The following is a 10,733-nucleotide window of genomic DNA, read 5'->3' on the forward strand; positions in this document are numbered from 1 at the left end:
AGATCAGGTGGCTGGTTTTGTTAACGTTTCCGCGCCTCAAGCTCGGAATTGAAGATGCGTAGGCGGTGGGTCAGGTTCTCCTCATCAATTACACTGTTGAAATTCTCGAACAGAAACGAAAGTGCCTCGCCTTCGTCCAGGCCGGCCTCGCGCGCGAACGCTTTGAGCTTGCGGTACCCGTCCTCGGTCATTGCGATCGGAAAGCGGCGGGTCAGGCGAAAACGTTTCGGCATGTGGTTTCCTTCGAAAGGCTGGGTCTGGGCAATGTTACCCGAACCCAGACTGTGATCAGAAATTCGCAGCGTCCAGTACCATTACCGTGTCCGCGCCGGTCTGGATGCGTGCAAGATGCATCGCTGTGGCGGGCAGACGGCGGGCCATGTAGAAGCGGCCGGTGTCGATCTTGGTTTCGTAGAACGCTTTGTCCGACGCACCACCGTCCAAAGCCTCTTGCGCGGCTTTGGCCATCTGCGCCCACATCAGGCCCAGGCAAACATGGCCGAACATGTGCATGAAGTCATACGAACCGGACAGAGCGTTGTTGGGGTTCTTCATGCCTTCTTGCATGAAGTACATGCCAGCGGCTTGAAGATCCTTTGACGCGGTTTTCAGCGGTTCGATGAAGGCCTTGTCATAGGCTTCATTCTTACCGGAGTTTTCCTTGCAGAAGGTTTTGACCATGTCGAAGAAGGCCATGACGTGCTTGCCGCCGTCCTGTGCCAGTTTGCGGCCCACCAGGTCGAGCGCCTGAACGCCGTTGGCGCCTTCGTAGATCATGGCGATCCGGGCGTCGCGGGTATATTGCGACATGCCCCATTCCTCGATGTAGCCATGGCCGCCATAGACCTGCTGGGCCTGAACGGTCATGTCATAGCCCTCGTCTGTAAGGAATCCTTTGATGACCGGGGTCAACAGCGAAATCAGGCCGTCTGCATCCTTGTCGCCCGACCGGTGCGCCTTGTCGATCATCGTGGCACCCCACAGAATGAATGCGCGTGCACCTTCGGTGAAGCTTTTCTGGTCCATCAGGTTTCGCCGGATGTCAGGGTGAACGATCAGCGGATCGGCGGGGCCGTCCGGGTTCTTTGCGCCAGTAACATCGCGGCCTTGCAAGCGATCCTTTGCGTATTCGACAGCATTTTGATACGCAGCTTCGGCCTGAGACAGGCCTTGCATGCCCACACCCAAACGCGCTTCGTTCATCATGGTGAACATGGCGCGCATGCCTTTGTGTTCTTCTCCCAACAGCCTGCCGGTGGCCTCGTCATAGTTCATGACGCAGGTCGAGTTTCCGTGGATGCCCATTTTCTCTTCGATCTTGCCGACCGAGACTCCGTTGCGCTCACCCAGGGAGCCGTCTTCGTTGACGATGAACTTGGGGACGATGAACAGCGAGACACCCTTGATACCCTCGGGGCCGCCGGGAATTTTTGCCAGCACCAGATGGATGATGTTGTCTGCCATGTCGTGATCGCCCGACGAGATAAAGATCTTTTGGCCGGTGATCTTGTAGCTGCCATCGCCCTGCGGCTCGGCCTTGGTGCGCATCAGGCCTAGATCGGTGCCGCAATGCGGCTCGGTCAGGTTCATGGTGCCTGTCCATTCACAGCTGACCATATTGGGCAGGTACGTGTTCTTCTGATCGTCCGTTCCGTGCGCCAGAATCGCCGAGGCAGCACCGTGCGTCAGGCCCTGGTACATTGTGAAAGCCTGGTTGGAGCCCGAGAACATCTCGCCCACGGCGGTCCCCAGCACATAGGGCATGTTCTGACCGCCATACTCTTCCGGCATGTCGAGGCCAGTCCAGCCACCTTCCTTCATCTGCTCGAAGGCGTCTTTGAACCCGGTCGGGGTGTACACAATGCCGTTTTCCAACCGGCATCCTTCGGTGTCGCCGACAACGTTCAGCGGATGCAGAACATTGGTGGCAACCTTGCCGGCTTCTTCCAGAACCGCACCGGTAAACTCGGCTTCCAGTTCGTTGTAGCCGGGGATATCCGACTGCGAGACATTCAGTACGGTGTGCAGGATGAACTGCATGTCTTTGATTGGCGCGTTGTAAACGGGCATGTGAAGCTCCCTTAATTCATATGTCCGGATGACAGGTCGAGGTTACTCGGCTGCCTTCTTTTCCTGTTTCATCGAGGCGATGACTTTCTCGCCCCAGCGCAACTGCTCTTTCAGATCGTCGATGGCTTGTGTCAGCTCTTCGCGGCGCGATTCCATGTCCTCCAGACGCTCGCACGCGATTTCATAGGTGCGGGTCATCTGAGTGACCTGCTGGTCGCCGACATGGTACAAATCCAGCAGTTGCCGAATTTCTTCGAGGCTGAACCCAAATCGTTTGCCGCGCAGGATCAGTTTGAGCCGCGCCCGATCACGCTTGGTGAACAGACGTTTCTGGCCTTCACGGATCGGGAACAGAAGTTCCTTGGCCTCATAGAACCGCAAGGTGCGTGGTGTGACATCATAGGTCTCGCACATCTCGCGGATGGTCATCACATCTTCGGTCATTCGTCATACTCTCGTCACTGGCGTCATGAGATATGAGTTGCGCAGTTGGTGTGCGCTTTACAACATGAGAGTGACGTTTACGTAATCCAGACGCTGCGTCATTTCCAAGTTGACGTAACATCCGGTCACGTAAGCAAGGTTTGACGCAATTTTCTTTCCGCAACGTCAAGCGGGTTTTCCCGCCAAAACCGTCGCAATGGCGGAACACTGCGCACATGCTTGCGCGGGTTCGGAGTGATCATTTTGGATATGCGGAATGGGAGCGGCGGTTATCCCAAAGATTTGGCCGTCTGGTCGCGCAGACGCTTGAGTTCGTCCATGGCTTCATCCAGTTGCTGGCGCTGCTGCTGAAGCTCGCTCATCTGGCGGTCCGCCATCTCGACGAAAGTAGCCATTTGAGCTTCATTGCCCTGATCCTCGTAGATCAAAAGCCATTGACGAATTTCTTCCAGAGGAAATCCGAACTTGCGCCCGCGCATGATCAGCTTCATCCGCGCGCATTCTCGCGGGCCGTAAAACCGCGACCGACCTTCACGGTCCGGTTGCAAAAGTTCGATGTATTCGTAATAGCGCAGAGTGCGCGGGGTTACGTCGAACTCGGCGCACATCTCTTTGAATGACAAACGGTTGTTGGACATTCCCGATCTCCTTGTCAGCAACCTAGGCGGTCCCGATCCCAAGCGCAACAGGTGGGCTTGCCCTTTGCGGAAACAGCGGCTCATAAAGGACGGGCAGAGAACAGGACGCAAACATATGGTCGACAAGACAGTTTTAGCCCGCCAGTTTATCGAGGCGATCCCCCACGCGCGGGCATTGAACCTCAAGCTCACGCAGATCGGCGAGGGCGAGGCAGAAATCACGTTGCCCTACAATGAGGATCTGATCGGTGATCCGCGCACAGGGGTGATTCACGGCGGGGCGATTTCCACAATTCTGGACACATGCTGCGGTGCTGCAGTGATGAGCCACCCGTCGGCCCCCGGCGGGACAGCCACGATCGATCTGCGAATTGACTACATGCGCGCGGCGACACCGGGTCAAACGGTCACAGCGCACGCCGTCTGCTATCACATCACGCGGAACGTGGCTTTTGTACGAGCGACGGCTATGGACGACGACAAGGACCTGCCGGTGGCCACTGCCTCTGGATCCTTTACGGTTGAGGGGAAATAACATGGCAAGACCTCGTCCCGAACCAATGCAGGTGGTCAAGCAGCGACGCGATGCAGCGTTGCGTGCGCTGGTTGACGGTGTGCCTTACATCCGCTTTCTCAATATCAGCTTCGACCGGCGCGGGGATGAACTGACCGGTGTTCTGAACTTCGATGACAAGTTGATTGGCAACCCGTTCCTGCCTGCGATTCATGGCGGTGTAACCGCGGCATTCCTCGAAGTGACCGCTGTCATTACCCTTAGTTGGGAACATTTTTTTCCGCGCATCGAAAGTGGCGAGATCGACGGAGAGGCCATTGTGACCGACCCGAATATCCGCTTTCCGAAGACCATCGACTTTACCGTCGATTATCTGCGCTCGGGCCTTCCACGGGACGCATATGCAAGGGCCTTCATCAGCAGATCCGGGCGGCGTTATGCCTCGGTTCGGGTTGAAGCCTGGCAGGACAATCATGCGAAACTGTTTGCGCAGGCTTCCGGGCATTTCCTGATGCCGCAACCCCCCAGAGATCAGAGCTGACCATGCAGGACGCCTCGGCGCCCATCACGCATAGACGGGTGTTGAAGATCGCGGTGCCGATCGTCCTGTCGAATGCCACTGTTCCCATACTTGGTGCGGTGGATACGGGCGTAGTCGGTCAGATGGGCGAGGCGGCCCCAATCGGGGCGGTCGGCATCGGCGCTGTGATTCTGTCCACTGTCTATTGGATCTTCGGTTTCCTGCGGATGGGAACCACCGGGATGGCGGCGCAGGCACGCGGGGCAGGTGACATCGTTGAAACCCGGGCGTTGCTGATGCGGGGCCTGATGCTGGGTGGCGCGGCAGGGCTGTTCTTCATCCTTGCGCAAGTGGCTGTTTTTGCCGGTGCCTTCGCGCTTTCCCCGGCAAGCCCCGAAGTCGAAGCCCTGACCCGATCCTATCTGGAGATTCGCATCTGGGGGGCACCTGCCACCATTGCATTATATGCTGTTACCGGCTGGCTGATTGCCGTCGAGCGTGCGCGCGGCGTGTTCGTCCTTCAGGTCTGGATGAATGGGTTGAATATCGTTCTCGACCTGTGGTTCGTTCTTGGACTTGGCTGGGGGGTCGAGGGAGTAGCCATTGCCACCCTGATTGCAGAATGGACAGGATTGGCATTGGGGTTATGGCTTTGCCGGGATGGGTTCGCAGACGGAATCTGGCGCGATTGGGCGCGGGTTTTCGATGCTGCCCGGCTGCGGCGCATGTTGCAGGTCAACGGTGATATCATGCTGCGTTCCGTTCTGTTGACCGGATCGTTCACCACATTCCTTTTTGTTGGCTCGGATCTGGGTGACGTGAATCTGGCCGCCAATCAGGTCTTGCTTCAATTTCTTGAAATCACGGCCTTTGCGCTTGATGGGTTTGCCTTTTCCGCGGAAGCGCTGGTCGGAGGCGCAGTCGGGGCCAGAGACAGGTATCAGGTGCGTCGCGCTTCTGTCATGGCCTCACAATGGGGTGTTGGGGGGGCGCTGTTGCTGGGAGCGTTTTTCTTCTTAGCCGGCCCGGCGCTGATCGACCTGATGTCAACCTCACAGCAGGTACGCGAGGCCGGGCGTGAGTTTCTCTTCTGGGCAGCGATTGCTCCGGTGATCGGAGTGGCAAGCTGGATGTTCGACGGTATCTACATCGGTGCCACCTGGACCCGCGCCATGCGCAATGCGATGATTCAGTCAGTGGCGATCTATGTGGTCGCACTTTTCATACTGGTGCCGAGTTTCGGCAATCACGGCCTGTGGGCCGCGTTGATGGTGCTCAATATTGCACGTGGGGTGACAATGGGCTGGCGCTATCCCAAGCTTGAGGCACAGGTGTCCTAGAGCAGCGTCAAAAGGTTCTCTGGTGGACGTCCGATGGCGGCTTTGTCTCCGGCAATTGCAAGAGGCCGCTCGATCAGGATCGGGTTTTCGGCTATGGCACGGATCAGGTCTTCGTCGGGCGAGGTTTTGCTCAGCCCCAATTCCTTGAACCGTTTTTCGCCTCTGCGTATCATTTCGATGGGTGGCAGCCCTAGGGCGGATTGTGCGGCGCGAAGTTCGGCGATTGAAGGCGCGTCTTCCAGGTACTTTCGAACGGTGATCTGCGCACCGTTTTCTTCCAACAGTGCCAGTCCGGCGCGGGATTTGGAACAGCGGGGGTTGTGCCAGTATTCGATCACAGCCAATCCTCTCGTTTGCTGCCGACAGCTTGCGATACGGTGTCAAAACCGTCACGAGCCAGCAAGTCATCCAGCCCTTCAGCGATGTCAGCCGCCAGGGAAATGCCGCCATACACCATCGCAGTATAGAACTGCACAGCCGATGCCCCGGCACAGATCTTGGCGTAGGCCTGCTCGGCATTGCTGATGCCGCCAACGCCTATCAGGGGGATATCCCCGCCCGTCAATTTGCTCAGCCGAGCCAGTACGCGGGTGGATTTTTCAAACAGCGGGGCGCCCGACAAACCACCGGTTTCGTCTTTGTGTACGCTGCGCAGACCGTCGCGGGACAGGGTGGTGTTGGTGGCGATCACAGCGTCCACCCGGGTTTCGCGGGCGACCTCGGCGATGTCCTGCAATTCCGCCTCGGTGAGATCCGGTGCAATTTTCAGGAAGATCGGCAGCGGGCGCGGCAGCGCATCACGCGTCTCGATCACACCGCTCAACAATGCGGTGAGTGCGGCTTTGCCCTGCAAATCCCGCAGCTTTTCCGTATTCGGGGATGACACGTTGACGGTTGCAAAATCCAGATGTTCGGCACAATGGGCCAGCACTTTGACAAAATCGCCGGCACGGTCTTCGCTGTCCTTGTTGGCCCCAAGATTCAGGCCGATGACCGCGTCTTTGGGACGGTCTGCCAGCCGTTTGGCCATCACCTCCATGCCTTCATTGTTGAATCCAAAGCGGTTGATGGCTGCCCTGTCCTCGGTCAGTCGAAACAGGCGGGGTTTGGGGTTCCCCGGCTGCGGACGCGGCGTGACCGCCCCGACCTCGACAAAACCGAACCCGGCGCGGGACAGCGGGGTCAAAACCTCGCCATTTTTGTCGAACCCGGCGGCCAGCCCAACCGGGTTCGGCAGGGCCAGCCCGGCAACGACGGTTTTCAGGCGCGGTGTTGTCACCGGCCCTGGCGCGGGCGCGAGTCTGGACTTCAATGCCTTGATCGACATCCCGTGGGCGGTCTCGGGGTCCATGCGGTGCAGGGCGGCCAGCCCCAGTTTTTCTGTCAGTTTCATCCGAACGCCGTCCCGGCTTCACCTGAACCGCATCGGATCAGGCGCGACGTTTCCACCGCAGCCTGACGATGGATTACGGCCGCCCGATAGACCGGGTCCGTTACCATTTCAAGAAACGCATGTGTAGTCGGGTAGCGCGCAACAAAGACGGCATCCCATGTTTCATCCGATGGCCCGATGAGGGTTGATTCAAACACCCCACGCCAGAGGATGGTCGCCCCGATAAGTTCAATGATCGGAGCGGTTTCAGCTCCGTAGTTCTGATAGGCTTGCGCTCCGGTCAGTCCCGCATTTGCCAGTTCATGCGCGGTTGGGTACTGCGCCTTGGCCCGAAACTTTACCAGATTGAGCATTTCGATCGGCCGGTCCCGATCCAATGCCTTGAAGGCCTCGAACTGGTCGCGGTCCGGGTCGATATAGGATGTCATGACATGTCCTCGGGGAACTGGTGCGCGGTGCCGTCAAAAGCCAGAGGGCGTGACCAGACAACATCTCTCATCCGGATCTGGCGATAGAGATGCGGGAACAGGGCACCGCCGCGCGAGACCTCCCATTTCAGGTCGTCGCCCATCGCATCTGCGTCACAGGCCAACACAGTCAGCCCATCGACACCGGCAAAATGCTTGGCTGCGGTTTCAGCGGCTTGTTCAGCGGTGGAAAAGTGGACAAACCCGTCAGCGACATCAATCGGTGCGCCGTCTGAGGCGCCCTGGTTTTGCAGGGCGGCCCACTCTTCGGCTCGGAAAATCTTGTAAATCAGCATACGGACCTGATGCCCCGCGCCGAAGATGGAATCAAGTCGGATTTCTTCTTTGACTCTCTGTCGTCATGCGCGCACGATCACCACAAATAACAACTGGGAGTACCATAATGCAGACCCGAATTTTGACTTCAGTTGCGGTTCTGGGCCTGACCGCTGGTGTTGCGGCAGCCGACTACAAGTTGACAATATTGCACACCAACGATTTTCATTCGCGTTTCGAGCCGATCAATAAATACGACAGCGGATGCGACGCAGAAGACAATGCCGAAGGAAAGTGCTTTGGTGGATCGGCGCGCCTGGTCACTGCCATAGACGAAGCACGTGAACGTGCCGACAATTCGATTCTGGTGGACGGTGGTGATCAGTTTCAGGGGTCTCTTTTCTACACGTACTACAAGGGAAAAGTCGCTGCCGAGTTCATGAACAAGCTGGGCTATGACGCCATGACCGTGGGCAATCACGAGTTTGACGATGGCCCGGAAGTGTTGCGTGGCTTTATCGACTCGGTCGATTTCCCGGTCTTGATGTCCAATGCCGATATTCGCGACGAAGAACTTCTGACTGACCACATCAAGAAATCTACTGTGATCGAGGTGGGTGGCGAACAGATTGGCCTGATCGGGCTTACGCCGATCGATACGCATGAACTTGCGTCGCCCGGTCCCAACGTGACCTTTTCAGACCCGGTACCGGCGGTGCAGGCCGAGGTCGACAGGCTGACGGGCGAAGGTGTCAACAAGATCATCGTGCTCAGCCATTCGGGCTATGGCGTCGACCAGCGTGTCGCGGCAGAGACAAGCGGGGTCGATGTAATCGTCGGCGGCCATTCGAATACCTATCTTTCGAATGCGTCAGACAAGGCTGTTGGCCCGTATCCTACGGTGGTCAAAGGTGTGCAGATCGTTCAGGCGTATGCCTACGGCAAATTTCTGGGCGAATTGAACGTCACGTTTGATGATGACGGCAATGTGGTTGAAGCCGTTGGTGAACCTTTGATCATGGACAACACTGTGACCGAGGATCAGGCCGCATTGGACCGGATCGCGGAACTGGCCGTGCCTCTGGATGAAATCCGAAACAAGGTTGTTGCAAGCACGGCTGAAGTCATCGAAGGCGATCGCGCTGTGTGTCGTGTGCAGGAATGCCAGATGGGCAATCTTGTTGCTGATGCGATGCTGGCGCGGGTTGCCGATCAGGGTGTACAGATTGCCATTGCAAACTCGGGTGGTTTGAGGGCGTCTATCGATCCCGGAGATGTGACCATGGGCGAAGTGCTGACCGTGTTGCCGTTCCAGAACACCCTGTCAACTTTTGAGATTACCGGACAGACCGTGATCGACGCGCTTGAAAATGGTGTCAGTCAGGTGGAAGACGTGAAGGGGCGTTTTCCTCAGGTCGCCGGCCTGCGCTTTACCTGGGACCCCAGTGTTGCGCCGAACGAAGGGCGTATCATTGATGTGATGGTCGCCGAGGGCGACGGTTTTGTTCCGATTGACCCGAATAAAACCTACCTGGTCGTAACCAATAACTACGTCCGCAACGGTGGTGATGGGTACGCGATGTTCGAGGGTGACGACAAGAACGCCTATGACTTCGGTCCGGATCTTGCGGATGTAACTGCCGAATACCTGGCGGCAAATGCTCCGTATCAGTCTTATGTTGATGGGCGCATCAAGCAGAAGTGACTCTGCTTTCAGGATTAACAAAAGCCGCATCGCTATGGTGCGGCTTTTTTTGTTTCCTAACGGATCAGCTGAAGTCGTATTCCGGCCAGAGTTCCGGGCCCAAGCCGTCAAGCATCGGTTTGATCTGATCCGCGACCTCGCGCCAGCCCCTGATTGACTTGGGCGAACCCCTAGAGACAGTAAGCCTTTGCACGTTTTGCAGGCACTTTCGGGTTGTTGGGGTTTGAGGCCAGTTTGTGGGTGGTGAACCGGGCAATTGACCTCCAGTTTTCCCCTCAGGCCTACTCTCGCCCATGACCCGCACAAGGTGCCGGTGGACTGGGAATTGTTATTTCCTTTTCGGGTATTAGCCAAATCACGCGTTACCTGACCCGTGTGTATCAGCGCGCTCGCCAATTTCTGGGCAAGCAGCGGATCATCGGGCTTTGTCCACGAAGCTTCAACGAAATGTGGACAAGGCTTTCCTTACTGCCTCACCTCGGTCAAAACGAAGCCGGAAAAGATTTGATAATCCGAGGCCTTCGGGAATTTTTGAGTTTCCGCGGGGTCTTTTCAGTGCCTGTGGACGCTTGCCAGCCTCCCAAAAGGCCACCGCTTTGCTCTTGTGGGATCGCGTTTTCTGGTTTTCCATGCGACCCAGTAAGATCCTGTGTCAGAACCAGGATTGTAACGGTGGTGCATTACCATGTGCGGACGGTTTGCAATAACTCTTCCCAATGACGCGATGGCGCAGCTGTTTTCCGCGCGTCCGGCTAATGCGTTGCCAACCGTCCCGAACTTCAACGTGTGTCCGACAAATCAGGTGCATGTGGTGCGGGGCGGTGAATCAGGCCGTCATCTGGATGCGCTGCGCTGGGGGTTTCTGCCACATTGGTACAAGACGGAAACTGCCGGGCCGTTGCTGATCAACGCACGTGCCGAGACTTTGGCGGAAAAGCCCGCCTTTCGCGATGCCTGCCGATCACGCCGCTGTCTGATTGTCGCAACAGGGTTTTACGAGTGGACCAAAACGGACGAGGGAACGCGCTTGCCTTGGTATATCCATCGCAGGGATGGCGCCCCGATTGCCTTTGCAGGGATCTGGCAGGACTGGGGGGTGGATGAAAACCGTCAGGGCACCTGTGCCATCGTGACAACGGCGGCCAACGAAAACCTCAGCACGATCCACCATCGGATGCCCCTGATCCTTGAGCCCCCACACTGGCCATTATGGCTGGGTGAAGCTGGAAAGGGGGCCGCACGTCTGATGCAGCCGGGGGAAAGGGATCTGCTGGCTTTTCATCGCGTCGGTCCGGCCGTCAACTCGAACCGGGCCAGCGGGCCTGATCTTATTGAGCCTTTCGACGCGTGAGGGCGCATGACCTTT

At 57.4% G+C, this 10,733-nt stretch carries 13 protein-coding genes; 5 read left to right on the forward strand and 8 right to left on the reverse strand.

Features of this window, described 5'->3' with window-relative positions; translation table 11 throughout:
* Positions 1-20: 20 nt before the first annotated feature.
* From AC2FJB_RS19025 to AC2FJB_RS19040, 4 genes are all read right to left on the reverse strand, one after another.
* Entirely contained in the window at positions 21-233 is a 213-nt protein-coding gene (locus AC2FJB_RS19025) for a hypothetical protein (protein WP_117869544.1), read from the reverse strand.
* 55 nt (positions 234-288) lie between these two features.
* Positions 289-2,070 (reverse strand): acyl-CoA dehydrogenase C-terminal domain-containing protein, encoded by a 1,782-nt coding sequence (locus tag AC2FJB_RS19030; RefSeq protein WP_496720146.1) that lies wholly within the window; start codon positions 2,068-2,070, stop codon positions 289-291.
* Positions 2,071-2,112: 42 nt separating this feature from the next.
* Positions 2,113-2,514 (reverse strand): MerR family transcriptional regulator, encoded by a 402-nt coding sequence (locus AC2FJB_RS19035; protein ID WP_117869542.1) that lies wholly within the window; start codon positions 2,512-2,514, stop codon positions 2,113-2,115.
* Between the two features lie 269 nt (positions 2,515-2,783).
* Complete coding sequence (locus AC2FJB_RS19040; RefSeq protein WP_117869541.1) at positions 2,784-3,152, reverse strand: MerR family transcriptional regulator; 369 nt, start codon at positions 3,150-3,152, stop codon at positions 2,784-2,786.
* 115 nt (positions 3,153-3,267) lie between these two features.
* Between AC2FJB_RS19040 and AC2FJB_RS19045 the strand changes: the two genes are divergently transcribed.
* Genes AC2FJB_RS19045 through AC2FJB_RS19055 form a run of 3 tightly spaced genes read left to right on the forward strand, consistent with a single transcriptional unit; the run spans position 3,268 to position 5,526 of the window.
* A complete protein-coding gene (locus tag AC2FJB_RS19045; RefSeq protein ID WP_170347230.1) occupies positions 3,268-3,687 on the forward strand; it encodes a PaaI family thioesterase in 420 nt (139 codons plus the stop codon).
* A 1-nt stretch (position 3,688) separates the two neighbouring features.
* Positions 3,689-4,207: a PaaI family thioesterase gene (locus AC2FJB_RS19050; protein ID WP_117869539.1), complete on the forward strand. Its 519-nt coding sequence runs from the start codon at positions 3,689-3,691 to the stop codon at positions 4,205-4,207.
* Positions 4,208-4,209: 2 nt separating this feature from the next.
* Positions 4,210-5,526: an MATE family efflux transporter gene (locus tag AC2FJB_RS19055; RefSeq protein WP_496720143.1), complete on the forward strand. Its 1,317-nt coding sequence runs from the start codon at positions 4,210-4,212 to the stop codon at positions 5,524-5,526.
* Here AC2FJB_RS19055 and arsC read toward each other — a convergent pair.
* From arsC to AC2FJB_RS19075, 4 genes are read right to left on the reverse strand one after another with little or no spacing between them, the layout of a single operon-like run.
* Positions 5,523-5,864 carry an arsenate reductase (glutaredoxin) gene (gene arsC, locus AC2FJB_RS19060; protein ID WP_496720177.1) on the reverse strand — a complete coding sequence of 114 codons (342 nt, stop codon included), beginning with the start codon at positions 5,862-5,864 and terminating at the stop codon, positions 5,523-5,525. The two genes, AC2FJB_RS19055 and arsC, sit on opposite strands and share 4 nt — an antisense overlap.
* Positions 5,861-6,919 (reverse strand): quinone-dependent dihydroorotate dehydrogenase, encoded by a 1,059-nt coding sequence (locus AC2FJB_RS19065; protein ID WP_496720141.1) that lies wholly within the window; start codon positions 6,917-6,919, stop codon positions 5,861-5,863. The genes arsC and AC2FJB_RS19065 overlap by 4 nt, the downstream gene beginning before the upstream one ends.
* A complete protein-coding gene (locus AC2FJB_RS19070; protein WP_496720139.1) occupies positions 6,916-7,347 on the reverse strand; it encodes a DUF1330 domain-containing protein in 432 nt (143 codons plus the stop codon). The genes AC2FJB_RS19065 and AC2FJB_RS19070 overlap by 4 nt, the downstream gene beginning before the upstream one ends.
* Entirely contained in the window at positions 7,344-7,682 is a 339-nt protein-coding gene (locus AC2FJB_RS19075) for a DUF952 domain-containing protein (RefSeq protein WP_117869535.1), read from the reverse strand. The genes AC2FJB_RS19070 and AC2FJB_RS19075 overlap by 4 nt, the downstream gene beginning before the upstream one ends.
* A gap of 107 nt (positions 7,683-7,789) precedes the next feature.
* Here AC2FJB_RS19075 and AC2FJB_RS19080 point away from each other — a divergent pair, with 107 nt between their 5' ends.
* Both AC2FJB_RS19080 and AC2FJB_RS19085 read left to right on the forward strand, forming a co-directional pair.
* Entirely contained in the window at positions 7,790-9,367 is a 1,578-nt protein-coding gene (locus AC2FJB_RS19080) for a bifunctional metallophosphatase/5'-nucleotidase (RefSeq protein ID WP_496720137.1), read from the forward strand.
* A 685-nt stretch (positions 9,368-10,052) separates the two neighbouring features.
* The gene (locus AC2FJB_RS19085; RefSeq protein ID WP_496720135.1) at positions 10,053-10,718 is read left to right on the forward strand and encodes an SOS response-associated peptidase; all 666 of its coding nucleotides are present in this window, start codon (positions 10,053-10,055) and stop codon (positions 10,716-10,718) included.
* The last annotated feature ends 15 nt before the right edge of the window (positions 10,719-10,733 follow it).

Source organism: Ruegeria sp. CDSC085, assembly GCF_059610465.1.

Bases quoted from the DNA above. Each gene is read 5' to 3' on its own strand.
- AC2FJB_RS19025 (WP_117869544.1), bottom strand. From the start codon at position 233: ATGCCGAAACGTTTTCGCCTGACCCGCCGCTTTCCGATCGCAATGACC.
- AC2FJB_RS19030 (WP_496720146.1), bottom strand. From the start codon at position 2,070: ATGCCCGTTTACAACGCGCCAATCAAAGACATGCAGTTCATCCTGCAC.
- AC2FJB_RS19035 (WP_117869542.1), bottom strand. From the start codon at position 2,514: ATGACCGAAGATGTGATGACCATCCGCGAGATGTGCGAGACCTATGAT.
- AC2FJB_RS19040 (WP_117869541.1), bottom strand. From the start codon at position 3,152: ATGTCCAACAACCGTTTGTCATTCAAAGAGATGTGCGCCGAGTTCGAC.
- AC2FJB_RS19045 (WP_170347230.1), top strand. From the start codon at position 3,268: ATGGTCGACAAGACAGTTTTAGCCCGCCAGTTTATCGAGGCGATCCCC.
- AC2FJB_RS19050 (WP_117869539.1), top strand. From the start codon at position 3,689: ATGGCAAGACCTCGTCCCGAACCAATGCAGGTGGTCAAGCAGCGACGC.
- AC2FJB_RS19055 (WP_496720143.1), top strand. From the start codon at position 4,210: ATGCAGGACGCCTCGGCGCCCATCACGCATAGACGGGTGTTGAAGATC.
- AC2FJB_RS19065 (WP_496720141.1), bottom strand. From the start codon at position 6,919: ATGAAACTGACAGAAAAACTGGGGCTGGCCGCCCTGCACCGCATGGAC.
- AC2FJB_RS19070 (WP_496720139.1), bottom strand. From the start codon at position 7,347: ATGACATCCTATATCGACCCGGACCGCGACCAGTTCGAGGCCTTCAAG.
- AC2FJB_RS19075 (WP_117869535.1), bottom strand. From the start codon at position 7,682: ATGCTGATTTACAAGATTTTCCGAGCCGAAGAGTGGGCCGCCCTGCAA.
- AC2FJB_RS19080 (WP_496720137.1), top strand. From the start codon at position 7,790: ATGCAGACCCGAATTTTGACTTCAGTTGCGGTTCTGGGCCTGACCGCT.
- AC2FJB_RS19085 (WP_496720135.1), top strand. From the start codon at position 10,053: ATGTGCGGACGGTTTGCAATAACTCTTCCCAATGACGCGATGGCGCAG.